Annotated in this window: 22 protein-coding genes and 1 riboswitch; of the genes, 11 read left to right on the top strand and 11 right to left on the bottom strand. The window is 61.3% G+C overall.

Going from position 1 to position 25,723, the window contains the following annotated elements:
- The first annotated feature begins 18 nt into the window (after positions 1–18).
- Complete coding sequence (locus ACDC66_RS01190) at positions 19–1,308, top strand: lactate 2-monooxygenase (RefSeq protein WP_376694841.1); 1,290 nt, start codon at positions 19–21, stop codon at positions 1,306–1,308.
- Between the two features lies 1 nt (position 1,309).
- Here ACDC66_RS01190 and ACDC66_RS01185 read toward each other — a convergent pair whose 3' ends face one another.
- The gene (locus ACDC66_RS01185; protein ID WP_376694840.1) at positions 1,310–2,125 is read right to left on the bottom strand and encodes an alpha/beta hydrolase; all 816 of its coding nucleotides are present in this window, start codon (positions 2,123–2,125) and stop codon (positions 1,310–1,312) included.
- Between the two features lie 109 nt (positions 2,126–2,234).
- Positions 2,235–3,026, bottom strand: coding sequence for a co-chaperone DjlA (gene djlA / locus ACDC66_RS01180; RefSeq protein ID WP_376694839.1), 792 nt, complete (start codon positions 3,024–3,026; stop codon positions 2,235–2,237).
- Positions 3,027–3,234: 208 nt separating this feature from the next.
- Between djlA and ACDC66_RS01175 the strand changes: the two genes are divergently transcribed.
- Positions 3,235–5,103: a hypothetical protein gene (locus ACDC66_RS01175; protein WP_376694838.1), complete on the top strand. Its 1,869-nt coding sequence runs from the start codon at positions 3,235–3,237 to the stop codon at positions 5,101–5,103.
- Positions 5,100–5,969 carry a formylglycine-generating enzyme family protein gene (locus ACDC66_RS01170; protein ID WP_376694837.1) on the top strand — a complete coding sequence of 290 codons (870 nt, stop codon included), beginning with the start codon at positions 5,100–5,102 and terminating at the stop codon, positions 5,967–5,969. The genes ACDC66_RS01175 and ACDC66_RS01170 overlap by 4 nt, the downstream gene beginning before the upstream one ends.
- 34 nt (positions 5,970–6,003) lie before the next feature.
- Here ACDC66_RS01170 and ACDC66_RS01165 read toward each other — a convergent pair whose 3' ends face one another.
- Positions 6,004–7,452, bottom strand: a complete 1,449-nt coding sequence (locus ACDC66_RS01165; protein ID WP_376694836.1) for a 1-acyl-sn-glycerol-3-phosphate acyltransferase — start codon at positions 7,450–7,452, stop codon at positions 6,004–6,006.
- A 123-nt stretch (positions 7,453–7,575) separates the two neighbouring features.
- Positions 7,576–7,678, top strand: a riboswitch (TPP riboswitch).
- 76 nt (positions 7,679–7,754) lie between these two features.
- On the opposite strand from ACDC66_RS01165, the gene ACDC66_RS01160 reads away from it, so the two are divergent.
- The 4 genes from ACDC66_RS01160 (at position 7,755) to ACDC66_RS01145 (ending at position 12,494) form a co-directional block, all read left to right on the top strand.
- Positions 7,755–9,875 (top strand): TonB-dependent receptor, encoded by a 2,121-nt coding sequence (locus tag ACDC66_RS01160; RefSeq protein WP_376694835.1) that lies wholly within the window; start codon positions 7,755–7,757, stop codon positions 9,873–9,875.
- An 18-nt stretch (positions 9,876–9,893) separates the two neighbouring features.
- Entirely contained in the window at positions 9,894–10,529 is a 636-nt protein-coding gene (pnuC, locus tag ACDC66_RS01155; RefSeq protein WP_376694834.1) for a nicotinamide riboside transporter PnuC, read from the top strand.
- Positions 10,526–11,308 (top strand): choline/ethanolamine kinase family protein, encoded by a 783-nt coding sequence (locus ACDC66_RS01150; RefSeq protein WP_376694833.1) that lies wholly within the window; start codon positions 10,526–10,528, stop codon positions 11,306–11,308. Before pnuC ends, ACDC66_RS01150 begins: the two co-directional genes overlap by 4 nt.
- Before the next feature lie 151 nt (positions 11,309–11,459).
- On the top strand, positions 11,460–12,494 hold the full coding sequence (locus ACDC66_RS01145; RefSeq protein ID WP_376694832.1) for a sodium:calcium antiporter: 1,035 nt from the start codon (positions 11,460–11,462) through the stop codon (positions 12,492–12,494).
- A gap of 122 nt (positions 12,495–12,616) precedes the next feature.
- Here ACDC66_RS01145 and ACDC66_RS01140 read toward each other — a convergent pair whose 3' ends face one another.
- The 3 genes from ACDC66_RS01140 to ACDC66_RS01130 form a co-directional block, all read right to left on the bottom strand.
- On the bottom strand, positions 12,617–12,985 hold the full coding sequence (locus ACDC66_RS01140) for a hypothetical protein (protein ID WP_376694831.1): 369 nt from the start codon (positions 12,983–12,985) through the stop codon (positions 12,617–12,619).
- 169 nt (positions 12,986–13,154) lie between these two features.
- On the bottom strand, positions 13,155–15,770 hold the full coding sequence (locus ACDC66_RS01135) for a tetratricopeptide repeat protein (protein WP_376694830.1): 2,616 nt from the start codon (positions 15,768–15,770) through the stop codon (positions 13,155–13,157).
- 2 nt (positions 15,771–15,772) lie between these two features.
- Entirely contained in the window at positions 15,773–16,357 is a 585-nt protein-coding gene (locus ACDC66_RS01130) for an ECF-type sigma factor (protein ID WP_376694829.1), read from the bottom strand.
- 514 nt (positions 16,358–16,871) lie between these two features.
- Between ACDC66_RS01130 and ACDC66_RS01125 the strand changes: the two genes are divergently transcribed.
- Entirely contained in the window at positions 16,872–19,994 is a 3,123-nt protein-coding gene (locus ACDC66_RS01125; RefSeq protein ID WP_376694828.1) for a ligand-binding sensor domain-containing protein, read from the top strand.
- Positions 19,995–20,028: 34 nt separating this feature from the next.
- Here ACDC66_RS01125 and ACDC66_RS01120 read toward each other — a convergent pair whose 3' ends face one another.
- Positions 20,029–20,286: a GlsB/YeaQ/YmgE family stress response membrane protein gene (locus ACDC66_RS01120; RefSeq protein WP_376695139.1), complete on the bottom strand. Its 258-nt coding sequence runs from the start codon at positions 20,284–20,286 to the stop codon at positions 20,029–20,031.
- 151 nt (positions 20,287–20,437) lie between these two features.
- Here ACDC66_RS01120 and ACDC66_RS01115 point away from each other — a divergent pair, with 151 nt between their 5' ends.
- Entirely contained in the window at positions 20,438–21,304 is an 867-nt protein-coding gene (locus tag ACDC66_RS01115; protein ID WP_376694827.1) for a PA4780 family RIO1-like protein kinase, read from the top strand.
- Positions 21,305–21,424: 120 nt separating this feature from the next.
- On the top strand, positions 21,425–22,714 hold the full coding sequence (locus ACDC66_RS01110) for a hypothetical protein (protein WP_376694826.1): 1,290 nt from the start codon (positions 21,425–21,427) through the stop codon (positions 22,712–22,714).
- A 37-nt stretch (positions 22,715–22,751) separates the two neighbouring features.
- Here ACDC66_RS01110 and ACDC66_RS01105 read toward each other — a convergent pair whose 3' ends face one another.
- The 4 genes from ACDC66_RS01105 to ACDC66_RS01090 form a co-directional block, all read right to left on the bottom strand.
- Positions 22,752–23,138 (bottom strand): DUF302 domain-containing protein, encoded by a 387-nt coding sequence (locus ACDC66_RS01105; RefSeq protein WP_376694825.1) that lies wholly within the window; start codon positions 23,136–23,138, stop codon positions 22,752–22,754.
- 96 nt (positions 23,139–23,234) lie between these two features.
- On the bottom strand, positions 23,235–24,074 hold the full coding sequence (locus ACDC66_RS01100) for a DMT family transporter (RefSeq protein ID WP_376695138.1): 840 nt from the start codon (positions 24,072–24,074) through the stop codon (positions 23,235–23,237).
- A gap of 116 nt (positions 24,075–24,190) precedes the next feature.
- Positions 24,191–24,343, bottom strand: coding sequence for a hypothetical protein (locus tag ACDC66_RS01095; protein ID WP_376694824.1), 153 nt, complete (start codon positions 24,341–24,343; stop codon positions 24,191–24,193).
- 42 nt (positions 24,344–24,385) lie between these two features.
- Positions 24,386–24,928, bottom strand: a complete 543-nt coding sequence (locus ACDC66_RS01090) for a HEAT repeat domain-containing protein (protein WP_376694823.1) — start codon at positions 24,926–24,928, stop codon at positions 24,386–24,388.
- Positions 24,929–25,036: 108 nt separating this feature from the next.
- Here ACDC66_RS01090 and ACDC66_RS01085 point away from each other — a divergent pair, with 108 nt between their 5' ends.
- A complete protein-coding gene (locus ACDC66_RS01085) occupies positions 25,037–25,666 on the top strand; it encodes a DNA-3-methyladenine glycosylase family protein (RefSeq protein ID WP_376694822.1) in 630 nt (209 codons plus the stop codon).
- Positions 25,667–25,723: the final 57 nt, after the last annotated feature.

Raw genomic sequence — 25,723 nt, 5'->3', positions numbered from 1 at the left:
GCCAGGGAGACTCAGAAGATGACCGATCCATCGCAATCAAAAGGCACCGAGCGACAAAAGGCCATCTACCTCGCTGGCAGCGGTCGAAAGCGACCGCTGATCTCGACGCGGGCCAGTCAGCTCGAGGAGCAGGCGCGCAGCCGGTTGACCGAGGAAGCCTTCGCTTACATCGCCGGCGGCGCGGGCGAAGAGCGCACCATGGCCGCCAACCGATCGGCCTTCGATGCCTGGCGCATCGTGCCGCAGTACCTTCGGGATGTCGAAACGCGTGATACCGGAATCGAATTGTTCGGTACCCGCCTGCCCTCGCCCTTTCTGCTGGCGCCGATCGGCGTACTTGAGATGGCACATACCCAGGCCGACCGGGCCGTCGCCCGCGCAGCCGCGGCCGAGGGTGTGCCGTTTATCTTCTCCAACCAGGCCTCCGTACCCATGGAGGAGACAGCCGCGTGCATGGGCGAAGCACCGCACTGGTTCCAGCTTTACTGGAGCAAGTCCGACGACGTGGTCGCCAGCTTCGTCGAGCGCGCGGAAAACTGCGGCTGCTCGGCGATTGTCGTCACGCTCGACACGACCCTGCTTGGCTGGCGACCGCGTGATCTCGACCTGGCGTTTCTTCCCTTTCTCAGAGGCCAGGGCATTGCCCAGTACACCAGCGACCCGGTCTTCATGCAGCAGTCAGGAGAGCGGCCCGACACCGGCAGACCGCCCGAGGCGCCGCTGAACCACCATAGCATTGCCACCGCATTCGCCCAGGCGCGCAACGTGCCGGGCTCGACATTCAACAACCTGAAAAGCGGCAAGGCCCGCCGCGCAGTGCAGCACTTCGTCGAGACCTACTCACGGCCTTCGCTTACCTGGGACGAACTGGCTTTCCTGCGCGAGAGGACGAAACTTCCGATCCTGCTCAAGGGCATACTCGATCTGGAAAATGCGCAACGGGCCGTCGATCACGGCATCGACGGCATCGTGGTGTCCAATCACGGCGGACGCCAGGTCGACGGTGCCGTCGCCACGCTCGAAGCACTGCCCGAAATCGCGGCAACCGTGGACAAGCGCATGAGAATCCTGTTCGACAGCGGTATCAGAAGTGGCGCGGATGCCTTCAAGGCGCTGGCCCTGGGTGCGGACGCGGTGTGCATCGGCCGCCCATATGCCTACGCGCTCGCCATCGCGGGAGAGGCGGGCGTTCGCGAGTGCCTGCAAAACTTCAAGGCGGACTTCGACCTCACGATGGGGCTGGCTGGTTGTCGATCGAGCGAAGAAATCGGCAATGACTGCCTGTTGGCGGCAAGCTCTAAGAGTTAACTCAATTGGCCACTTCGCTGATGAACGAATCGAGCCCCTCACGGTAGCGGTCGCGCGATTCCAGAAAGCCGGTGTTATGACCTCCCCGGATCTCCAGCATCATCCCACGATCGCCAGCAAACTCTCGAAGACGACGGCCATGGTGAACGGGAATGATCTCGTCATCGACGCTGTGCACGACCAGTACCGGCAGGTCGGTCCGGCGGATGTAGTCGGCAGTATTGAATTCGAGGCGGGAGAGCAATCGCACCGGCAGCCACCAGTAAAGCTCGGCGGCAATGTCGGGTACCGAAGTGAAAACCGACTCGACGATCAAGCCGGCGGCATCGACTCGGCTGACAAGCTCACTGGCCACCGCGCCGCCCATCGAACGGCCGAACAGGATGATTTGCTCCGACTTCAAGCTTTCGCTCTGAGTCAGCCAGTTCCAGGCCGCTTCTGCATCGCGATACAGGCCCGCTTCCGACGGCTTGCCGCTGGATTGACCGTAGCCCCGGTACTCGATGATGAACACCTGCAATCCGAGTTCATGGAAGATCTCCAGGCTGTCGAGCCGGTGCGAGATATTGCCGGCGTTGCCGTGGAAGAACAGCAGCGTGGCGCGCGGCTGATCGTGCGGTAGCCACCAGGCGTGCAAGGTTTCACCGTCGTCGGTCGACAGCGTCACATCATGGTAAGACAGGCCGATCTGCTCGGGTGTTGCGGTCAGCTCGCGGCCCTGGAAGTTCGGCATGAAAAGCAGGCGCGGCTGGAGCAGATAGACCAGCAGTACCAGGATGCCGTAAGCGACGATCAGTGTGATGAGCAGTCGAATCACGATGATGGATCTCCCCTCGCGAAACCACCTCGATCTACCAGCATCGGCCTCCTATCGAGGGCCAACAGCAAGGATTGCGGCGGACCGAGCTTAAGCTGTATCGAGGGTACTACGCCGCCTGCTGCCGATCACGCTGTTCCTTGATCCGGTCGTAGGCATTGCGAATTTCTCGTACCCGCTCCTTGGCCACCGAACGCATGTTTTCGGGCATGCCGCTGCTGGCGAGCTTGTCGGGGTGGTACTTGCTCATCAAACGGCGATAGGCCTTCTTGACCTCGGCGTCGCTGGCGGAAGGTTCAACGCCCAGCGTTGTGTATGCGTCCTCGAGCGGTTTCTGGCCGCCTCCCGCGCCACTACTTCCCGTGCCCGCGCCGGAGACACCGTGCAGCATCGCTTCGAGGCGCTTGAGGTCCATTTCCGACAAGCCCAGCAGGCGTGCCACACGCAAAAGCATATCGTGCTCGGCCTCGTGCAGAACGCCGTCGGCCGCGATGGCCGAAAGCTGCACCTGCAGGAAAAGCTGTAACAGAGGTTGGTTGTTGCGGACGACGCCACGCAGAAGATCGATCTCGGCGGCCAGGTCGAAGCCTTCCTCCTTGCCGCGATTGAACGAATCCCGCGCGGTCTGGCGCTGTTCCTTCGACAGCCCGAGCTTGCCGAAGTATTGTTCGGCCACGCGAATCTCGTCGCGCGTCACCTGCCCGTCGGCCTTGCACAGGGCGCCCATAACGGCAAAGGTCGAGTCGAGGAACTGTCGCTGGATGGCGCCCAGCCCGTGCGGCAGCAGCACGCGCGACATCAGGTACCCGACGCCGTAACCCATGGCAGCGCCCAGCAGCAGCCCGCCGAAACCACCGGCAAACAAGCCGATCATGCCGCCGATCAGAATAAATAGAAACATGAGACGAATGATACTTGAGAACGATGACCTCTGCGCCAACACCGCCTCAGCCTCGGATCACTGGGTCCGCCAATTGCGGCAGCACAGCCACTGTGCTAGCGTTATGTAAGAGGGAATTCAAGTGTATCGACTGTGGCATCCGGCACGTTGACTGGCTGCTTTCCGGACCATCCTGGTTGCGAGAATCTCAAGCCAGGCTCTCATATCCGTGAGCGCCAACGTTCCTCCCCTGCAGTCGCATCCGAAAGGGGATGTAATGACAAATTGGCGAACCATTTTGCTGCTGGGTCTCGGAACGACGCTGGCCGGGGCAGCGTTTTCAGTCGACCGGCAGGGCCTCAGTGGCACCGGTAACCCACAAGAGGGCATTCCGGAGTCGCTATCCGACCCGATGATCGATGTGGTCGACCCCATCACCCCCGAGGTCATCGATTACGTTCCCACCCGCGGCGGCAGCATCCAGACCGACACCTTCGTCAACTCGCAAGGACGGAGGATACTCTACAAGTTCGAACTTCCAGGCGATATTGATCTCTCGAATGAACAGGCGATCCTCGTCTATTTCCACGGCAATAACACCTCCAGTCAGCAGGATGTCGTGGATGCTTTCTTTCCGGGCATTGCATCCAGGGCCCATGCACTGAGCCTGATTCCCATTGTTGTCGCCTCGCCGGAGACGCGAAACCCGCCGCAGGAAGAGATCAGGCAGTGGTACTCGTCGGAAGACGCCCTGCTGCTCCATGAATTCCTGAGGGACGGCCTCGAGGAACACTTCACCGTCGACCATGAGTCGATCTATTTTGCGGGCGGCTCCCAAGGCACCTGCTTCCTGCATGATTTCATGCAAGTGTACGGGGAGCACTATGGTGGAGGATTCTATGGTGGATGCGGTTGCTACAATTCGCCGGATCCGACCTGGGACCCGCCCGCCTCCTTCCGTGAAAACATGCAGGTTTTAATCAACTCGTCCACGGATGACTTCCTGCTTGAGCCTTCGCACGTAGGCTACGGCTACTACAAGTACACCATCGGCCTGGACACTCGAGGCGACCTCGATCGCGAAGGCGCTCACTGCACGACGCATTGGTCCGGGCTCGATATGGCCCTGGATTGGTTCCTTGATATCGAGCCGATTCCGGAGGAGCCATTCGAGCCGCACTGGACAAGAGTCAGTGCCGAGGACGACGTCATCGGTCTCGCCCTCGACTCGAACCAGAACTTGTGGATGACACTGAGGGAAACAAATCCCGACCAGGCCATCTTCATGCATAGTGAGGATCGGGGGTTAAATTGGACGGAGGTTGGCACCCGGCCCGGACTAGCGCAACGCTTCAGCGGCTATGGAGAAAATCTATTCCTGATCCAGGACGATGAACTTTTTCGTTCAACCAACGACGCTGCCAGTTTCACTTCCACCGAGCCCGATCCCGTCAGTGGTGGACTGGCCGTCGACAGGTCGGGCATCGTCTACCGAAGCGGCTTCGGCGGCGCCTACTGGAGCGAAGATGGTGGCAGTAACTGGAATTTCTTCAACGACGATGGAAGGCTGCTCGTCAATGACGCTACCAATGTGATCGATCCGCCTCGAGTATTTCTGACCACACCCGAGTGGAATTTGGAAATTGCGTCACCCGTTGACGGGAGCGTCAACACAGTTTCTGACACTCCCTCGGGACAACCCGTGGCCATGGCATGGGATGGTCAGTCCTTGTGGGCCATAGCCCCGGAAGGTGATGCCACCTATCGATTGTTCAGGTCAGCGGATGAAGGCCTGAACTGGGTCGAAATTAGCCTATCGGGAACGCCAATGGAGGATTACTACTGGTACGGCAAGCAGTTGACCGCACTGGCGTCGGGCCGGATTGTGATTCATGGAGGAAATCAATCCGCATGGATGACAGACGATGACGGCCAGAACTGGATTCGCATTCCCGGTCTGGCCACAGCATATGATGGAACGATCACGGCCCGGGGCTCGGATATTTTCGCTACCGACGGCGATGCCGTGTTCAGACTCCGACTTTCCGATGTGGAGGGACTCCTGTTCCGTGACAAATTTGAAGCGATTCAGCCATGAAGATCTCTGCCGGAAGAAATGATGCAATGAAAAACACCGATCGCTTGCTTGTCGGCATACTGATCGTGCTGGCTGTTTTGCTGGGCAGGCCGCTCGCGGCTGAAGCGAACGATCTGGATATGGACGCCGACCGTGGCTGCGTATTCTGCCCCGTCATGGTCGACCTTTCCGCCGGTACGTTCGACATGGGCGCTCCGTCAAGCGAACCACAAAGTTCCTGGACCGAACGCCCGGTGCACGAAGTCTCCGTCCCGGCCTTTTCGATATCCCGATCACCCGTTACGTTCTCTCAGTGGGATACCTGTTTCAACGAAGGCGGCTGCAGCCATTCACCGTCCGACCAGGGATGGGGACGAGGCGACAGGCCGGTCGTTGACGTGAGCTGGCATGATGCTCAGGAGTATGTGCAGTGGCTCAGTAATCAAACGGGGCAAGCTTACAGACTACCCACGGAAGCAGAATGGGAGTATGCCGCGCGGGCCGGCACCGTCACCCGTTACAACACCGGAACTTGTATCGAAACGTCCGAGGCGAATTTTCAGGGCGGTGCCCCTGCACCCGGATGTCCCGGAGGATCGTACCGTCAACAGACGACACCGGTCGAGACCTTCGCCCCCAACCCCTGGGGACTGTACGACATGCACGGAAACGTCTGGGAGTGGGTTGAAGACTGCTGGAACCAGAACTTCAGCGGCGCTCCCGACGATGGCAGCGCCTGGACCGAAAGCGGCGATTGCGGCTCAGCCGTGCTTCGCGGCGGTTCCTGGTCGATGGGCGGACGCAGTATTCGTTCAGCCACAAGAGCATACGATTCCAAGAACGGGCGCATCAAGTATCGAGGCTTCCGGGTCGCTCGATCAGACTAGAAAGCCCCTGAACAGGCCTGCAATGTCCCAAGCGTTACCCGCCCTGGCCCCCGTAGCGCTTGCTCAAACCCTCGAAACGACTGAACAGGGACTCGCGCTCGCGTCGCAACAACTCGACGAGCTGGGCTTGGTCGAAGGCGAAGGTACGTACCAGGATCTTGTCGCGGTAGGCCATGATGGTGCGGCGATAGCCGAGCGCAACGAAACCCGTCGGCGGCAATGCGGCCACGTAGGCCAAGGTCCAGGGCAGGCTGAATTCCGCCCAACGCCATAGCCAGTAGCCCAGGGCGGCATAGCTCGAAAGAAACGCCAGCACACCCACACCGAAGAAGGCAAATGTGCGAACCGCCTCGTCGCGAAAGAGTCGGGGCAGGAACGTGCTGATCAGATAAGGCACGGCGTTGTGCAGCAGGCCGAATATCGCCACCGGCGCCATCGCGACGGCAAAGATCGTCATCCGCAGACGAATCCAGCGTTCAAGCATCGGCTGGTCGAAATTCTGCTGAAGGGCCGCTCTCAGACGACTCTGACCCACGTGGTCCTTGTAGCGCTCGAGCTGGATTCTCAATGCCACCACCGATCGTGGTTCATTTTCGAGCGCCCGGGACAGTACCGTGCTGATCAATTGACGCGAGAGGATCCGCTGTTCCAGGGCGCGACCCGCAGCGACGCTGGAGCGGTGGTACCAGCGCAGCATCCTCCACACCCAGCGCTTGGCCAGGGACGGTTCGACCTCCTCCCTGGAAGACGTCTCGCCGTCTTCCAGGAGCCTGGCCAGCCGGGCGGAAAAGACCCCTTCCAGGTCGGAAACCATGCGTTCAAGCCGCCGGTCGGCGATGTGCAGGGCCTGGCGCCGAAGCACTTGCTGCACTTCGTCGGTCAATGCCTGCACGGCCGCTTCGGGATCATCCTGATACGTGTCCCGGTAGTCGGCAACGCAAATCGGCTTACCGAAGCGAAGCAGCGCGTCCGAGGTCAGCAGGTCGCGCCGATCATGATTGATGCCAACGGGGACGATCACCAGGCCCAGCGCGAAATCGTTGTTCGCCTCGGCGCCCAGCGCCATGCGCGCCACGCCGGTGCGCAACTGCCCGACCTTCGCCCACGGGGAATTTCGGCCTTCGGGGAAGACCCCGATACAGCCGCCGACTTCCAGATGCTCGTGAACCCGGGCGAAGGTCACCCGGTTACGCTCGCTTGCATCGGCCGTCTCGTGCGGCCGGTAGACCGGTATGGCACCGAGGGACCGGAACAGCGTGGCGAGTAGCGGCATGCGGAAAAGACCGCTGCGGGCCAGGTAGCGAATCGGCCGCGGGACCTGCGTGCTCAGCAGGATCGCGTCGAGCACCGAGCCGGGGTGATTGGCCGCGAGGATCAACGGACCCTCGGCGGGAACATGACTGCGTCCGGAAGAACGCACCTCGATGAAATACAGGTGCGTGACCACGCGCAGGAACCGGATCAGGCCGCGATACAACCGCATGCCGTCCAGCATAGCGGTTCTGGGCCGCAGGCACCGAGACCATACGGCACTGCTCGCGTGTGTCCAAGACGCCTGATATTTCGACCAACAGCCGCATCGGAACCTGCGGCAAGTTATAATTGCGCTGATTCCTCGGGGCGGCACTACGCCTGAGACACCCGCAAGGGTGGACCCGTTGAACCTGATCCGGTTAATGCCGGCGTAGGGACAGGAACGAAAAAGCACCCCGTAATCGGGGCGGCTTTCGACAATATCCCCCGCGCATTCCGGGTCTCCACTGACTTGAACTTCGGAGACTCAGTATGAAAATTTCAACGCTCACTGCCCTTTTGATGGCGGTCCCACTAGCCGCCGCCGCGCAACCCGAATCCGACCTGCCGCCCTGGGAAACCGAACCCATGGTGGTCACCGCCGACTTCTACGGCAGCGGCCTGTTCGACCTGGGCGGCAGCATCAGCGTGATCGACGGCGAGACCGTGCGCCAGCGCGGCGCCTCGCATCTGGAGCACGTGCTCAACACCGCGCCCAACGTCAACTTCTCCACCGGTGCCTCGCGCGGGCGCTTCTTCCAGATCCGCGGCATCGGCTCGCGCAGCCAGTTCGTCGAACCGATGAACGCGTCGGTGGGCCTGCTGGTCGACGGCATCGACATGACCGGGCTCGGCGGCGCGGCCACCACGCTCGACATCGAGCAGATCGAGATCCTGCGCGGACCACAAGGCACGCTGTTCGGCGCCAACGCCCTCGCCGGCCTGATCAACATGGTCTCGGGCAGCCCCAACGAGGTGTTGACCAGTCGCGTGGAACTCGGCGCCGGCAACTACGGCATGCGCTCGTTCGAGGGCGTGGTCTCCGGCCCGATCAGCGAGTCGCTGGGCTACCGCGTGGCCTACGCCAACCACCAGAGCGACGGCTTCCAGGAGAACGACTTTCTCGGCATCGACGACAACCAGCACGTCGACGAGCAGACCCTGCGGACCAAGTTGCAGTGGCAGCCCCACCAGGACCTGCAGGTCGACCTGGCCGGACTGTACGTGGATGTGGACAACGGCTACGACGCCTTTTCGCTGGACAATACCCGCACCACCCTGTCCGACGAGCCGGGCCACGACCGGCAGGAAACCATGGCGGGTTCGGTCCGGGTCAACTGGCGCGCGCACGCCGCCTTCGACATCGAGGCGCTGGTCAGCCACACCGACGCCGACATGGAATACGGCTACGACGAGGACTGGGCCTTCGAGGGCCTTTGCGATGTCTTCGAGTGCGTGTTCCCCGGCTACTCGTCCTTCGATAACTACGTCCGCGGCGACCGCAACACCACGCTGGACGTCCGGGCGGTATCGAGCAACGCACCGCGTGAACTCAACTGGGTGGTCGGCGCTTATTCGCGCGATCAGTCGCAGAACCTCCGGCGCGCGTACACCTTCCTGGCCGAGGATTTCTTGTTCGACTACGACACCGAGAGCCGTGCCGTCTACGGCCAGCTCGACATCCCCGTGGGCGAAAGGCTGCAACTCGTCGCCGGCCTCCGGCGCGAATGGCGCGACGTCAAATATAGCGACAGCGACGGCGCGGCCTTCCGGCCCGACGAGGCCATGTGGGGCGGCAGGCTGGCGCTGGAATACCGCAGCGAGCGCGGCGATCTCTGGTACGCGCTGGCCTCGCGCGGCTACAAGGCCGGCGGCGTCAACGCTGATTCGATCATCCCGAACCAGTTCCGGACCTTCGACACCGAAACGCTCTGGAACTACGAGCTCGGCGTCAAGACGCGCCTGTTCGACGGCCGCGCCAACCTGCGGACCGCGCTGTTCTTCCAGGACCGCGACCAGGTCCAGACCGAACAGTCCCTTGTTGAACCCATCGAGGGCGATTCCTGCCCCTGCCAGTTCGTCGAGTACAAGACCAACGCCACCGGCGGCACCACCTACGGCCTGGAAACCGAACTCGACTGGCGCGTAAACGATCGCGTGCGCGCCTTCGCCAGCCTGGGCGTGCTGGAATCGCAGTTCGTCGACTTCCTCAATTTCTCCCACGTCGACGCCGACCCCGAAACCGGCGAGCCGGTCGACCTGGACGGTCGCGAGTTGCCGCATGCGCCGGGTTACATGTTCGGCCTGGGCGCGATCTTCGATTTGTCCGATCGCTGGTATCTGCGTGTCGAGGCCGAAGGCAAGGATTCCTTCTTCTTCTCCAGTCGACACAGCGCCCGTTCCAACTCCTACGAGATCTTCAATGCGCGTCTGGGCTACCGGCACGAGCGCTGGGAAGTGGCACTTTGGGGTCGCAACCTCGGCGACGAAGAGATCCGCACGCGCGGCTTCGGCGCATTCGGCAACGACCCGCGCAAGGGGTATGCGACCGAGCCTTACTACCAGTTCGGCGAACCGCGGGTCGTCGGGGTATCGGCCAGCTATGCCTTCTGATCATTCGGAGCGTTCGACATGATCCCTGAGAGCTGGCTCGAGCAGATCGCCGAGCGCTGGGCGGCGATGTCGGGCTGGGAACTGGCGGCCGTCGTACTGGCGGTCGCCTACCTGCTGCTGGCCGTGCGTCAGAATCGTCTGTGCTGGATCGCTGCGTTCGTCAGCACGGCGATCTTTACCGTGTTGTTCTGGAACGTGCAGCTGCTGATGCAGTCGGCGCTCAACGGCTACTACATGATCATGGCCGTCTATGGCTGGTGGAACTGGCGGCACGGACAGGGCAGCGACGGAGCGCTGCCGATCACGCGCTGGCCATTGTCACGGCACGCGCTGGCGCTGGGCGTGATCGCGGCCTGCGCGCTGGTCTCGGGTTACCTGCTCACGCGTTACAGCCAGGCAGCCTGGCCCTGGCTGGATTCCTTCGTCACCTGGGGCGCGGTGGTGACCACCTTCATGGTGGCGCGCAAGGTGCTGGAGAACTGGTCCTACTGGATGGTGATCAACAGCCTGGCGATTTTTCTGTTCATCGACCGCGGCATGCAGTTGACCGCGCTGCTACACGCAACCTATCTGATCATTTCGGTATTCGGCTGGATTAGCTGGCATCGGGATTATCGGCGCCAGGAAAGCACCGCGCACGAGACGCGAGCATGAGCGGCAACAGCGACCATCGGACCGGGCGTCCGGATCTGGATCACCTGATCGATTCCTGGCGCGACTGGGACCTGGGCCTGACCGATCGGCCACGCCTGATCGAACCGATCGAATCCGGGCGGACCAACGAGAACTATCGCCTCGGCGCTCCCGGCCTGAAGGGTGATCTGCTGCTTCGGATCAATCATCCCGAGCCGGCACGGCTGGGCATCGACCGCGAGCTCGAGCGCGAGATTCTCGCGTGGACCGCCGATGCCGGTATCGGTCGTTCAGTCTGGTACTGGGATCCCGAGCAGCGCTTCGTGATCTTTCCCTTTCTGCCGGGGCGAACCTGGACGAAGGACGATCTGGACAATCCGGAACAGCTCGACCGACTATGGCCGATGATCGAACGTCTTCACCAGATGACGCCGGACTGGCCCCAACGCCGGTATCACGCCTACCTGTGCCACTACTGGCGACAGCTCGAACAGGCCGGAGCGGTCGATACTGGGCTGAGAAAAGCATGGCAGGAATTCGAAACGAGACTGAAAGCCTTCGACGCGTCGCCCTGGTCAGCCCGCCTGGTTCATCACGACCTGGTGCCCGACAACATCCTGGAAACCGATAACGGGCTGTACCTGATCGACTGGGAATACGCTGCACCGGGCCATTCCGAAATCGACATCTGGACGGTGGACCCGGCGGCCGTAACCGAACCGTTCGTCGCGGAAATGATGGGCTGGATCAACAGCCTTTGGGAGCGGTTGATGATCCAGGGCGGCAACCACCACCCTTGATGCCGGTCACCCTTCGTATCAGGATCAGCGCGCCTTCGATTTCTCCGTACCGCTACTCTCGAAGTGGAACTCGTCGATCGTGACGGGAAACGAGCATTTGGTATCTTGGCTGTCCGGGTTTTCCCTCTTCGCAAATGGAGACTGATTGATCTTGCCTGACTTCGAGAGCTGGACACTTTTTCAGAGCCTGATCGTTTTTACCGCATGCACGGCGGTCATCGGTGTCTGCGGCGTATGGATCACCGGCGTCGTGGATCAGCTCGCGGATCGGACCGGGCTGGGCGAGGCCATTTCCGGCGCGGTGCTGCTAGGTGCCGCCACCTCTTTGTCCGGCAGCGTCTTGTCGGTGACCGCAGCCTGGAACGGCTTGCCGGAAATGGCCCTGGGCAATGCCGTGGGCGGCATTGCCGTGCAGACGGCTTTCCTGGTCGTTGCCGATGTGGTGTATCGCAAAGCCAACCTCGAGCATGCGGCGGCGTCGGCCCAGAACATGATGCAGAACGCGCTGCTGATCGCGTTACTGGCGATGATCCTGCTGGGACCGACCCTGCCGGATTTCACGGTCTGGGGTATCCATCCGCTCACTCCATTACTGATCGGCGTCTACATCTACGGTATCGCCATTACCGGCGGCATGCGCGCCAAGCCCATGTGGAAACCGACGCTCACGCCCGAAACGCGCCGCGACGAACCCGAGGACCTGAACAAGGTCCCCGCTCTCAAAGGTCTGGTTTTGCGGTTCCTGGTCTTGATGCTGGCGCTCGGAATCGCCGGATGGACGATGGAAAAGTCCGCCTCCAATATCGCGCAACAGACCTGGTTAAGCGCGACTGCAGTTGGCGTCCTCTTCACTGCAATCGCAACCTCCCTGCCAGAACTCGTGACTTCGGTCGCGGCGGTCCGTCGCGGTGCACTGACGTTGGCAGTAGGCGGGATCATCGGCGGCAATGCTTTCGATACGCTGTTCACCGCCGCCTCCGACGTTGCCTATCGAAAGGGATCGATCTACCACACCATGTCCGATTCCGTGGTTTTCTGGACCACGCTGACCCTGTTGATGTCGGCGGTGCTCCTGCTAGGGCTTATCCGTCGGGAAAAGCGCGGCCCCGGCGTGATCGGTGTCGAAAGCGTGGTACTCATCGTGCTTTACGTGTTCGGCGTAACCTTGTTGCTGTTGCGAGGCTGAAGACCTCAGACAGCACCTGCAGACTTCTACGGCTCCGAGACCTCTCAGCATACTGCTGAGCGGCTACTCCTCTGCCGACCCGAATCGCTGGTACGCGCCCTGCTGCGGCCACAAATTGAGGCTCAGCGAACTCCGGGACGCTCCCTGCGCTGTTGCAGTTCAAAATCGGTCACGACGCCCTCCTTGTCGAACCAGAACTGCAGCTTCTTGTGCAACTTGCGCTTCGCCGCATTAACCTCGCCGCTATAGGCTGACAAGTTGCGATTCGATCCCACCTTGGTAACCTTGACATTGCGGTAGGTCATGGTTTCGCTGCCGGAGAATGAATCGTGCATTTCCTGGTCATTGGGTGGGCCGAACAACGCCTTGACTTCCTTCTCCGTGGTCGATCCGACTTCAATTCCATCGAGCGGAACGCCGTTGAAATAACCAGTGGTGGCACACGCTGAGAAAACTATAACGAGGAATAGGGAAAGACAACTTTTTTGCATTCTTGATCGAGCTTGTATCTTGGAGTAAAGAGATGTTAACAATAAACTTGGTGAGCACTAAAGTGCTGCATAAACCCCAGGGGATTGCTACAAGCATATTAATCTCCGCCGACTGGCAGGATTCGACCACCGTGCTTATCCCGGCCTGACGGGATGGTATCCAGCCGTCCTAGGGGGCGCCCTGCTCAAAGAGCTGCTCACGATAGGTGTCGGCCAATTCCGGACGACCCCACGCTTCGTAGTGTCTAACGAGATGCCGAAGTACGTCTTGCGTTCGCCGATCATCCTCTCCGCGCTCTTCGGAAAGCGTTGAATAGCTGTTCTTCAATAGTAGATCTGCTTGCTCGTGCCGGCCCATACTGGAAAGCGCATGGCCCAGCCAGCCTTCGACATCAGCAATTCTCCAGTGGCCTTCTATAAGCGCACCTCGACGTATCCTCACCGCTTCAGCCAGCATGGGCGCTGCAACTTCCGGGGCTCCTTCAGCCAGGTACACACGGGCGTGATTCATCAGAAACTCCGACAAACGCGGATGCCCCGGCTCCAGGTTGGCGCGCCCTATTTCAAGCGCCTCCTCGAACAATGTATGGGCTTCCCTGTAACGGCCCTGCTCACGGTAGACGCTGCCCAGGAAGTTCAATCTGTTCGCAAGCTCCGGATGCTCTGAGCCCATGGCACGACGATCGAAGGCAATTACCTCGCTCAGAATCTGTTCCGCCTCGGACCAGCGGCCACGATCCATCAGCAGAAGAGCAAGGTTGGCCTTCAGGGTTGTTGTCCATGGGTGCTCATCCCCGTAAAGCTGCCGATATATCTCGAGCGCCTCTCGAAGGTAGGGTTCGGCCGCATCACCATCCCCCTGCATACGAAGGGCAAGTGACACGCTGTTCAAGCTGAGTGCGATATTGGGATGGATTTCGTCATAGAGTTTCCGGCGGATTTCCAGCGCGGCTTGAAACTGCCGCCTGGATCCTTCGTAATCGCCCCGACTCTGGAGTAATCGGCCAAGCTCGTCACGAGTTTCAGCAACCTTTTCATCGACTTCTCCCAGGCTCTCTACTCGTATGGCGAGCGCACTTTGCAACAATTCCTCGGCGCCGCCCAGGTCGCCACGATCTCTCGAAAGCACCCCGAGATCATTGAGAGCGTCTCCAACGTTCGGATGCTCGGCTCCGAATGTTCTCTGATTGACATCCAGCGCCTGCTCATACAGCGGCAATGCTTCCTGATACATTCCCAATCGGTGGTATGTCTTACCGATTACACTCAATAAGCGCGACTGGACTTCAGGCTGATCCGAGAGTGATTGCACCTGTTCGGCGCCCTTCGTAAGAAGGTCGCGGGCTGTCACTTCTTCACCCCGCGCCTCCTCCGGCCGAGCCGCCTCAAAAAGATCGATAAGAAAGTCGGCCACTTGTTCAGCCGTGGCGGCTTCGAGAAGGGAAGCAGCGGCCGCCAGCTCTGCGCGGTCGCGTTCGTCAGCAAGTTGTCCAGCGTAGTATGCGACGACACCAGCGACAATCACCAGGGACGCTGTTGCCATGGCCACACCAGCCGTGTGGCGGAACAGGAATCGATTCAGTCGATAGCTCACGCTGTCGGGGCGAGCTCGAACCGGACGCTTTTCCAGGTAACGCCGGATATCGTCCAGCATTTGTTCAGCCGTGCCGTAACGCCGTGCAGGCTCCCGCCTGAGGGCCATCAGCACAATATTATCGAGATCGCCATGCAGCTTTCGCTTGAGCCGAGCCGGGGTCAGCGCGCGTGCCCCGGCAATCTGACGGGCTGTTTGCGATGCACCAGCGCCCGCCCAGTGACGATCGTCACCACAGACTCGACTCGGCGATGGTGGTCGTGTCTCGCAAATGGCCTGTTCTATGGCCTTCGGATTCGTTGATTCGATCACTCTGGCGCGATGACCGGAGAGCAACTCGTAGAGCAGAAGCCCCAGTGCGTAAACATCCGTTGCGGTGGAAATCGGCTCGCCCAGGATCTGCTCGGGGCTGGCGTATTGTGGCGTCAACATTTGATGGGCCAGCAGCGTTTGTGTAGTGCTGACAGCTTCATCGTCGGTTGCCAGCAGTTTTGCGATACCAAAGTCGAGAAGCTTTGCTTCTCCGTCGCTGGTAACGAGGATGTTGTTGGGCTTGATGTCACGGTGGACAATCAGCTGCCGGTGCGCAAATTGAACGGCATCGCAGACCTGGAGAAACAACCGCAGTCGCGCATCAATGGATAGTTTGCGCTCATCGCAATAGCGATCGATACGCTCGCCCTCTATGTATTCCATGACGATGTAGGAACGCCCGGACTCCGTAACACCACCGTCAAGCAGGCGGGCAATACTCGGATGATTGAGGCGTGCGAGGAAGATCCGCTCTCGCTTGAAGCGATTCTCAACCACTTCCGAGCGCCTCCCCCGCAAGAGCTTGATTGCAACGTCCTGTCTGAATGCCCCATCGGCGCGCTCACCGCGATAAACTACGGCCATACCGCCTCGACCTACTTCCTCGGTTACCTGCCACTGGCCGAATCGTTCACCACGTCTTGCCGATTCATGCGACTCCGGGTTTTCCAGAAGAATTCCCGCGAGACCTCCGCCTGAAGCCATCTCGGGATCATCAGACTCGGCAACATGCAGGAGTTGCCTGAGCAACCTTAGAAGGCCCTCGTCATCACCACACTCCTTTTCAAGGAAAGCCGCACGTTTGCTGGGGTGCAACTCCAGCACGCGCCTGAAAATCCCATCGGCCCGATCAAAGTCACCGAAACGTTCCGTAACCATGCTCAGGTTCCGACTTGCCCGGGCGGCTTCTTGAAAGCTTGACGCAACCAGGCTCGGGCGCGAGCGTAGTCGCGCTCGATGGTACGTTCGGACAATTCCAGGATTCGTGCTGTCTCGGCGACGGATAGGCCGCAGAAGTACCGACATTCAAACACCTGCACCAGCCGGGAATCTCGCCTGGCCAACTCATCCATCAGCCGATCGAGCTCGATAATCCATTCCGGGCTGGTGCCGGCGGCTATCTGGTCTTCGTTCAGCGTTAGAGCAGACGCGCCGCCGCCTCGCTTGTCACGCTGTTTTCGGCGGGCTGAGTCAACCAGCAGGTGACGCATGGCCGTGGCGCAAGTTGCGAAAAAATGTTGACGGTCGCGCCAGTCATGCTCTTCGTTTTCGGCCAGCTTGCAATAAAGCTCGTTGACCAGCGCAGTTGTGTCGAGAATGCTGTCGTGGGCATTTCTCCTGACCTGGACATGCGCGAGTTCTCTGAGCTCGAAATACAGTTTTTCGATAAGCCGTTCCAGGGCTCTGGAGTCGCCTGAACGATGAGCCTGGATCAGTTCGCCAATACTTTCTTTTGTGCCTGCCATCGCCAGTTCCTGTTGCTACAGGAGTCAGATGCCAACATGCAGCCCACTTGGAATGGCGGCTGATGCCCACCTTTGGCGTTAGTAAGAGTAACCACAGTTTGCAAGGCGACGCAAGGACTGCTGATTCTCGGGATTGCAAATTCTCTGAAGGGGAAACTGGCTTCCAGGGGCGAAGGAGTAATGGCGATGCTAATACCGAAAGATCACCTCACAGCAAGACGCGCGGTAGCGCTGGTTATTATTTACGGGCTTTTCGTTCTTTTTGCGTTTGCAAGCTGAATCGTCAAGCGTCAAGCAGCTGATGCCGCACTGCGACATCGGCTGCCAACCAGACTGGAGATTGCGCTCAAGCAGAACCGGAGGCGGCGCCCGAAAGGAACTGCAATAGAACAGCTCAAGATTGCTCTGGGGGCGGGGCTGTAAATGGTGGGTGCTCTGGATTTCCCCAGACGGTAAACTGCGGGGGATGAATCCGCACCGCTCCGACGTCATCCCCAGGATTCCGATAAACGGGATGCGGTTGCCGTGCCCCGCCTGCCTGGCCGCCCTGGGCATCCGGTTCTTGCTGGCTGCGAGCCTGCTGGCGGGGACGGGCTTCAACGTTTTGGCCGATGACAACGTCGCGCTTCCGCCGGAAAGGGCGCTTGCGGTCGAGTCCTATGGGCTCGATCAGGGCCTGGCGCAGTCGAGCGTAATCAGCCTGGCCGAGGATTCCAAGGGATTTCTGTGGTTTGGCACCCAGGAAGGACTGCACCGTTTCGACGGACACCGCTTCGACGTGCTGCGACGCGAACCGGGAGATCCCGACAGCCTCGTCAGCTCAACGATGGATGTGCTGACAGTCGACCGCCGCGAACGGCTCTGGATGGGCAGCAACGATGCCGGCGTCGAGGTGATCGATCTCGCCAGCCTGGAACGCTGGCGATTCACGCCGGAACAAGGCCTTTCTCATGCCCGGGTGACCGGCCTTGCGGTTCTGCCCTCTGGCCAGTCTGCCGTGGTGGCTACGGCGGCCGGCGTCGATCGCATCGACCTGGCCGAGCGCAGCGTCAGCAATCTCATTTCCCGGGATGGCCTGATCGGGCTGGTCAGGTCCAACGATGCCGACTGGCTTGTAGCGGACCGGAATTGCCGGCTGGAATTCAGCGATGGTCGCCGACTGCGCCCGGACTTGCCGGAATCAGCGGTGTGCGTGGCGCTCACGCGGGCGCCGGACGGTACGGCTTGGCTTGCCACGGGGCAAGGCGAACTGGTGCACATCCACCCCGAAAGCATTTCGGTGATCTCGGACCTGGCCCGTTCGAATGCATTAGAAGCTCGTATTTCAACCCTGTACGCGGAAGATGACGGGCGCTTGCTGATCGGTGACAGCAAGGGCGGAATCATCGAATGGCACCCGGGCTCGCCGTCGCAACATTCACGCTGGCAAATCGATATCGGTGACAGCGCCGTACTGAAACTCTATCGTGACAGCTCCGGCGTGCTCTGGATCGGCACCTACACCCATGGACTTCATCGAGTCCTGCCGATGTCCGAAACCGTCCTGGCCGGTGACCGGTCCGCCTCGTTCGACCCGGTCCAATGGCCATCCGGCAGTGTTCGTGCGATCCGGCGCGATGACGATCGCGGCTTGCTCGGCACCGACAGCGGGCTGTTCGTACAGGCAGCGGGCGACGGAGAATGGCGGCAACTTCCCGCACTTGCCGGCGTGCCGGTGCGCGTTCTCGCCGCCGATGAGTCCGGCAGCGCGTACTGGCTGGGCACCCACCAGGGCCTGTGGCGCTGGCAACCGCCCGATGCGCCCTACCCCATCGTGTCCGACAGCTTGCCGGATCAGCGCATTACCGATCTGGCCGAGCACGAAGGTCGTGTCTGGATCACCACACGCGCCGGCCTGGCCGTTGTTGTCGATGGCCGTCTGCGCCCCGAGCTGGTACCGGAAGCGCTGCGCCAGCGATTCCTGACCACGCTGGAAATCGACGATCGCGGCAGCGTCTGGGTCGGTACCAATGAAGACGGCGTCTTCCGATTCCAACCCAACGGGGAACCCGAGCACTTCTTTGCCGGAACGCGTGAGCAGGCCAGCGAGTCGGTCTGGGCCATTCACGTCGAAGGCGACCGCATCTGGCTGGGCACTTTCGGCGGCGGCCTGTTGCGGCTCGATCGCAGCGGCGAACTCGAGCGCCGGGTCACCGACGCCGACGGCCTGCCGAACAACGTCATCTACCGAATCCTGCCGGATCGCGAGGGGCGCCTGTGGATGAGCACGAACAACGGCCTGGGCGTCGTCGACACGCGTAGCGGGCAGGTGCAGCAACTGGGACGCCGGGACGGCCTGACGAACCAGGAATTCAATGCCGGGGCCGCATGGCAAGACGGCAGCGGCACACTGTATTTCGGCGGGGTAGACGGGGTCGATTCCGTAAACAGCACGGCCTTTTCATTCGACAGCCCGGCGGCGAGGCCGGTCCTTGACGGACTCACCGTGACGCACCGCGAAATCGGCTTGCTGGAACGATTCGCCGGACTGGATGCTTCCCTGCCCTATGCCGGCGAAATTCGCCTGGACCACCGTCAGCGCATTTTCGCGCTGCGAATGGTCGCGCTGGACTTCAATGCGCCCAGCGCCGCCCGGCTGCGTTACCGGGTGGACGGATTGCATGACAATTGGGTGCAGGTCAACGGGGCGAAAACGGAATTCTCCGTCAACTATCTCGCACCGGGGCGGTATCGTCTTCGTCTTCAGGCAGCCGGACGGGATGGCCGTTTCGGCAACGAACACGTAATGATCATGGTCCTGGTGCCGCCGCTGTGGCGCCATCCGGCGGCCTACGCGTTATACGGGCTGCTCCTGGTGTTTCTACTGGCCTTGATCGCCTGGCGGGTGCGCCTGAACATGCATCACAAGCGCCGCCAGGTCGAGATTCTCCACCAGCAGGTTGCAAAGCGCACGGCGGAGCTCGAAAAACTCAACGAGAAGTTGCATCGCAGCAACCGAAAGCTCGACCTTGCTACCCGACGAGATCCGCTGACCGGCCTGTCCAACCGGCGCGACTTTCTCGACTGGGTAGAAAAGCAGCAAAGCAGGCAGGACCCAAGCCCGCGCCCGCGGCTTCTGTTCCTGATGATCGATATCGACGACTTCAAGATGATCAATGACCGGCGCGGGCACGCCGTGGGCGACCAGGTGCTTGTGGCGTTTGGCCAACGGCTGGACGGATTCTGCAGACAACAGGATATTCTGGTGCGTTGGGGCGGGGAGGAGTTCCTGCTGGTGGTCAACGACGTCGATCACGCGATGGGCGCCGACCTGGCCGAACGCATCTGTCGAGCGGTATCGAAAAGACCGTTGCTAACCGCCGGCGGCGAAGCGCTCAGCGTGACCTGCAGTGTCGGCTATGCACCCTGGCCCATCGTTGGATCGGCGACAGAACCGAGCAGCTGGGAGCTCAGCGTCGAGCTGGCCGACCGCGCCTTGTACGCGGCAAAGGCGGCCGGAAAGAATGGCTGGTACGGTCTGCTGCCCGGGCAGCATACCCGCCGCGACTTCCTCGATGAACTTTCCGCGGGCAAGCCATTGTCCGACCTGCTCGACCGCGACATCCTGGAAGCCGTCTCTTCTTCGCCGACTCCCTGACCCACGATTCAGCGGCAGGGGTTGAAGCGTATTGTCAGGCCTTGCCGCGGATCACACCGACGATCAGCAGCAGGATCACCGCGCCGACGACAGCCGTGACGATGGCGTTGAGTATGCCCGTTCCGACAGCGATGCCGAGCTCACCGAACAGCCAGCCGCCAAGGATCGCGCCGATGATGCCGACAACGATGTTGATCAGGATGCCCTGACCACCACCCTTGACGATGAGGCCTGCCAACCAACCGGCGATGCCGCCTACGATGAGCCAAATCAGAATACCTTCCATGCCAATCTCCCGAGTCACGATTAAATATGCAGATGCAATACCTGCAACCCCGGTTTCACCGTACTCCGATGACGGGGCAGACGCAATCCGGCTGGACAGCAGCAAAACTTTGCAGATGTCGTGGCTTCTCGTTGGATGGATGTCATAATCGCTCCCGATGAAGATTCCCGCCCGCTTGAAACCCCTGGCCGAGGACGGTCTGATCGACGAAGTGCTGCGCCCGCTCAAAAGCGGCAAGGAAGCCGATGTCTTCGTGGTCCGCTGCGGCGACCAGAAGCGCTGCGCCAAGGTATTCAAGGAAGCCAATGTGCGCGGTTTCAAGCAGGCCGCGCAGTACCAGGAAGGCCGCAACGTACGCAACAGCCGGCGTGCCCGGGCGATGAACAAGCGCACTCGCTACGGCCAGAAGGAACAGGAAAAGGAATGGCTGAACGCCGAGGTGGACGCACTCTATCGCCTGTCGGCCGCCGGCGTTCGAGTACCGCGACCGCATGGCTTCGTCGACGGCGTGCTGCTGATGGAGCTGATCGTTGATTCCGAAGGCAACGTGGCGCCGCGGCTCGACGGCATGACACTCAATTCAGAACAGGCACGCGAATACCACGACCGCATCATTGCCGAAATCGTGCGCATGCTGGCCGCCGGACTGATTCACGGCGACCTCTCGGAATTCAACGTGCTGGTCGACGACCACGGCCCGGTCATTATCGACCTACCGCAGGCGGTCAATGCCGCGGCCAACAACAGCGCAGCCATGATGCTCGTGCGCGACGTCGATCGCATGAGACGCTTTTTCGGCAAGTTCGCACCTGATTTGCTGGCGACCGAATACGGCAAGGAAATGTGGTCGCGCTACGCGTCCGGCGATCTCGATGCCGACAGCGCGTTGACCGGCACCTACCACCCCTCGACCGATGACGTGAATCTCGGCGAACTGATGGCCATCATCGACGCCGCCCGGGAAGAAGAAAAGGAGCGGCTGGAGCGGTTGCGGGAAGACGAATCAGATGATTTGCTAGAGTAACGATCGGTTTCACTCGCGGGCAGTTTCATGGGCAAGCTTCGGACAACGCTGAAATGGGGTTTTCCTCTTATTGTTGTGTTGCTGGTTTTGGTGGCCGCCGCCTGGGCGATTTCTCGGGCGGTGTATCCGACCGAGGCGCAGCGCGAGGCGGTTGCCGAGATGGAACAGCTCCCCGACTTTCCCGGTGAGAACGCGTTTGCGTTGTTGTGGACGCTCGAGCGTGATGTGCCAAACGACCGTCTCAAGGCCGTGATGGCGGAGGATATTCGCCGTTTCTCCGAGAAACCGGCCAACCCTGACCCTGACGAAGGCGAGTCCTGGGGCATCGAGTCGGTCGCCGAGGATTACCCTGACCTGACACCTACCGCCGAAGACCGGGAAATGTTCTGCAGACCTCGCGGGGACGACTGCCTGGCGCGGGTCCGTGAAGACATCGAAGCGTATTCCGCACTGCTCGATCGCAATCAGACGCTCCTCGACCGAGTCGAGAAGCTCCGAGATTATGACTACGTGCGATTTGAATTCCCGTACCGCATGGATACGCCGCTTCCGAGCTTTCAGAACATCTTCCTGCTACGGACCCGGCATGCTGTCGCGTTCGCACAGGGACAAACGCAGGAAGCGGTGGCAGCCACATGCCAGGATGTCGCCGCCTGGCGTCGTCTGGGCGCGCATTCGGACAACTTGATCACCAACCTGATCAGCGTTGCGAATTCGTCCGACAACAACGGTTCAATGCTTGCGAACATGCTTGCGGAGATGCCGGTCGATATGCCGCTTCCCGAACCATGCAACGACGCCCTGGCGCCGCCGACCCTTGTCGACGTGTCCATTTGCAACGCGATGCATGGCGAATTCAACACGTCGGCCAACAGCATCAGATCCCTGCCGGAGTCCGTGGAAAAGAGCAGCTACCTCGATCGACTGTCCTGGCCGCTGCTGTTCGACACCGAAGCGACGGTGGGCATGAGCGCGGAACAACTCCGGTCGTTCTGTAGCGAGCCCGAACGCGACCGGCTGCGCGCCGACCGGCGTGAAATACCCGAATCATCGCATCAGGGCATGCTTCGCTTTGCCTGTGTCGGAAACCCCATCGGGTGCATGATGAATTCGATTGCATTGCCGAGCTATACCGACTACCGCCACCGCCTGCAGGACTACGGCGCCAAACTGCGCGTCCTCGGCACCCTGGCCTGGATGCGGCGCCATGCCGAGGACGGACGTTCGCCCGCCGAACTGCTTGCTGATCGGCCCGACGACCTCAAGAGCCCGGCGCGCGATATCGGCTTTGGTCCCGAAGGACGCACGCTCCAGGTGCCGCTGTATGACACCAGTCGCAGCGAGCACTGGTCGATTCCCCTGCCGCCCGCGCTGCACTCGGCAACGAAACAGCAACAGGGCGACATGTAACACGATTGCCACCATGGCTCCCGCGCCGGCGGACGAATCAGAGCGCGTGAATGACTCGCTGCAGTGCTGTTCTGACTTCACCGGCAATCTCTGCCAGTTGCGGGTTTTCCACCGCCTGCATGGAGGCCTGCGGATCCACAGCGGACACTTCGACCCTGCCGTCTTCGAGCTCGCGCACGATCACGTTGCACGGCAGCATCGTTCCGATTTTCGGCTCCCGGCTCAGTGCCTGCCAGGCCATTTCGGGATTGCATGCGCCCAGAATCGTGTAGTAGGCCATGTCGCGATCGAGTTTCTTCTTCATGGTGGCCTGGACATCGATCTCGGTCAGCACGCCGAAACCCTCTTCGGACAGGGCTTCCATCGCGCGTTCGCGCGCCCGGGTCGGCGTCGTATCCAGCGTCTTGCTGATTTCATAGCTCATCAATCAAGCATGAACGGCCCGCCTCCCGAACTCTGTGCGCCATCGCACCCAGGGTTGCAAGGGTTCTACGCCCCTCCGGGAACCGACCCGATCAAGCTACCCCGAGCGCGGGCGCGTCACCAGGGCAATGCCGCCGATGATGAAGGCGCCGCCGACCACCGTCGGCCAACTCAGGGGCTCGGACAGCAAAAGCACGCCGGCGATGGCGGTGATGACCGGCACGGTCAGTTGGGATACCGCCGCCGTATGGGTGCCGATATGCTTCAACACCGCGTACCACACTGCGTAGCCCATCCCCGAGGCCACCGCACCGGATGCCACCGCCAGCGCCAGCCCGCGGCCATCCCACGACATGTCGCCCGCAAACAGCAGGCCCAGGCCGACGGCGGGCAAGGTCGCACGTGCAAAGTTTGCGGCCGTCACCCGCGTGGGGTCGCCAGCACCTTTTGCGCGCAGCGTGTAGATGCCCCAGGCGCAGCCGGCTGCCAGCATCAGGCCGGCGGCGAGAAGCGGCGGCGCCGACAGACCGGGCAAGAGCAGCCAGATCAGCCCGGCCAGCGCAAGCAGCACACCCAGCCACTGGAGGACGGAAAGCCGCTCGCCGCGAACCAGGCCCCAGGAAACCATCGTGACCTGCACCGCACCGAACAACAGCAATGCACCGGTCGCGGCCGTCAACGAGCGATAGGCCAGCGAGAAGGCAATGGCGTAACCGAACAGGGCCAGCGCCGAAGCCCAACTGCCGCGGCCTTCAGCGCCCGGGGCACGGAAGCGAACGACAAGCCACAGCATCACGGCGCCCGATGCAATCCGCACGGCGGTAAAACTGACCGGATCAATCGAGGTGCCGGACAGCGCCGCACGCGTGAGAATGGAATTGGCCGCGAACGCGACCAGCGCGACAACGCTCAGGAGCAAGACGAGTGCCGGACGCATCATGCCGCAACCCGAGCAGATGCGATGGGTATCCTCGTAATCGTCGAGATCACAATGCGGAGATGATACCGAGGACCGAACTCATCAGGTGAATTGGCAAAGCACCGTGGCCGCTGTCAGAACAGAAGTGCTTCGTCCGGAGAAGAGAACACGGACCGGACGTGATCCAGATAGCTATCCGTGCCGCCATGCTGCGGCGGCGCGTCGTCGCGCGAGGATTCGGATGCTTCGGCGGTCTCTCGACCTTCGTCGTGCTTGCTCTCTGGCATGAGGGTTACCCGGGTGTGCGTCCTTATCCAAACGTGAAACGGTCACGTTTCCTGCCAGCGCCAGCCATGGCGCTCCCACCAGGCACGGGCAATGGCGAGGTTCTCGCCGTTGTAGCGCGGGTCCAGTACGGTGCCCAACTCGACATAGTCGCTACCGGTTTCAGCCATCAGTGTCGGGTCCTGGGAGGCGAGCATCAGTGCATAGAGCACCAGCATCAACTCGTACTCATCCTCTGTGTCGAGCCTGGAGACCAGCGCGGGAATGGCCGGCTCGCCGATCTGCCCCAACCGCTCCGCCGCGATATACCAGGGCCGCGGATGCTCCTCTCCGCCGTAGGTTTCGACGAAATCGCGATCAGGCAGTCGACTAATGTAATAGTCGACCTCGTCCTCCTCGCTATCGAACAGCGGTGTCGCCGCGTCGCGGCCCTGCTTAGAAGCGGTGTTCGACACATCCTCCGCGGGCTCATCCGCCGGTGGCGCGGGTGCGGTTTCCCCTTGCTGTTCAGGTACACCACCAGCGCAGCCTGCCAGCAGGCCGGCGACCAGCGCGACGGGCAGCAACTTTGAAACCCACGGCGACATTACAAAATCTCCTGCTGCTTTCGGCTTCAGCATAGCGCGCCCGGGACATCCGTTGCCGCCTCCGAGGATAGAATCGTGGGCGTGGCAACCAATTAATGAGTGCTCGAATTGCAATTTCAGTTGACGTCTGACCATCTCGAAAGCGCCCTGGACGAAATCGCGGGGCGCGACAAGCATATTGCCGCTGCGCTGGAGAAAGTGGGTTATCCCGCGGAGCGCCGCATGGGCGAGCCCAGCTTCGAGCACTTTCTGAGAATCATCGTCGGGCAGCAGCTGTCGACAAAAGCGGCCGCCACCATCTTCGGCCGGGTCGAAGCCGCGCTGGAAGGCGACTTCCGGCCGGAGCGGGTGCTGGCCATGAGCGACGAGGACCTGCGCTCACTCGGCCTGTCGCGGCAGAAAATCGGCTACGCACGCGGCCTGTCGCAGGCCGTCCAGGAGGGCTCGCTGGTGCCGGCCGCGCTGGCCGAACTACCCGACGACGAGGTCATGGAACAGATCACCCGGCTCAAGGGTTTCGGGCGCTGGAGCGCGGAGATGTTCCTGCTGTTCTCGCTGGGCCGCCCCGACGTCTGGCCGGCCGACGACCTCGCCATACAGGCCGGCCTGCACCGCATCAAGAACATGCGCAAACGCCCGGACCGAAAGCGAACCGACGCCGTCGCCAAACCCTGGCGACCCTATCGCGGCGCGGTAGCGATCTTCGTCTGGCACTACTATTCGAACGCACCGATGTAGTGATGCTTTTCGGTACAGCCGGATTGACCGGCGAACCAGAACTTCGGCACCGCAGGC

The sequence above is a fragment of the Wenzhouxiangella psychrophila genome, assembly GCF_042310375.1.
GTDB lineage: Bacteria > Pseudomonadota > Gammaproteobacteria > Xanthomonadales > Wenzhouxiangellaceae > Wenzhouxiangella.
This window is presented reverse-complemented; position numbering and strand designations above follow the sequence as displayed.

Coding starts and splice junctions, on each gene's coding strand:
- ACDC66_RS01115 (WP_376694827.1), top strand. CDS start 20,438: ATGAAGATTCCCGCCCGCTTGAAACCCCTGGCCGAGGACGGTCTGATC.
- djlA (WP_376694839.1), bottom strand. CDS start 3,026: ATGTTTCTATTTATTCTGATCGGCGGCATGATCGGCTTGTTTGCCGGT.
- ACDC66_RS01125 (WP_376694828.1), top strand. CDS start 16,872: ATGCGGTTGCCGTGCCCCGCCTGCCTGGCCGCCCTGGGCATCCGGTTC.
- ACDC66_RS01140 (WP_376694831.1), bottom strand. CDS start 12,985: ATGCAAAAAAGTTGTCTTTCCCTATTCCTCGTTATAGTTTTCTCAGCG.
- ACDC66_RS01090 (WP_376694823.1), bottom strand. CDS start 24,928: ATGTCGCCGTGGGTTTCAAAGTTGCTGCCCGTCGCGCTGGTCGCCGGC.
- ACDC66_RS01170 (WP_376694837.1), top strand. CDS start 5,100: ATGAAGATCTCTGCCGGAAGAAATGATGCAATGAAAAACACCGATCGC.
- ACDC66_RS01160 (WP_376694835.1), top strand. CDS start 7,755: ATGAAAATTTCAACGCTCACTGCCCTTTTGATGGCGGTCCCACTAGCC.
- ACDC66_RS01100 (WP_376695138.1), bottom strand. CDS start 24,074: ATGCGTCCGGCACTCGTCTTGCTCCTGAGCGTTGTCGCGCTGGTCGCG.
- ACDC66_RS01150 (WP_376694833.1), top strand. CDS start 10,526: ATGAGCGGCAACAGCGACCATCGGACCGGGCGTCCGGATCTGGATCAC.
- pnuC (WP_376694834.1), top strand. CDS start 9,894: ATGATCCCTGAGAGCTGGCTCGAGCAGATCGCCGAGCGCTGGGCGGCG.
- ACDC66_RS01130 (WP_376694829.1), bottom strand. CDS start 16,357: ATGGCAGGCACAAAAGAAAGTATTGGCGAACTGATCCAGGCTCATCGT.
- ACDC66_RS01095 (WP_376694824.1), bottom strand. CDS start 24,343: ATGCCAGAGAGCAAGCACGACGAAGGTCGAGAGACCGCCGAAGCATCC.
- ACDC66_RS01105 (WP_376694825.1), bottom strand. CDS start 23,138: ATGAGCTATGAAATCAGCAAGACGCTGGATACGACGCCGACCCGGGCG.
- ACDC66_RS01165 (WP_376694836.1), bottom strand. CDS start 7,452: ATGCGGTTGTATCGCGGCCTGATCCGGTTCCTGCGCGTGGTCACGCAC.
- ACDC66_RS01135 (WP_376694830.1), bottom strand. CDS start 15,770: ATGGTTACGGAACGTTTCGGTGACTTTGATCGGGCCGATGGGATTTTC.
- ACDC66_RS01190 (WP_376694841.1), top strand. CDS start 19: ATGACCGATCCATCGCAATCAAAAGGCACCGAGCGACAAAAGGCCATC.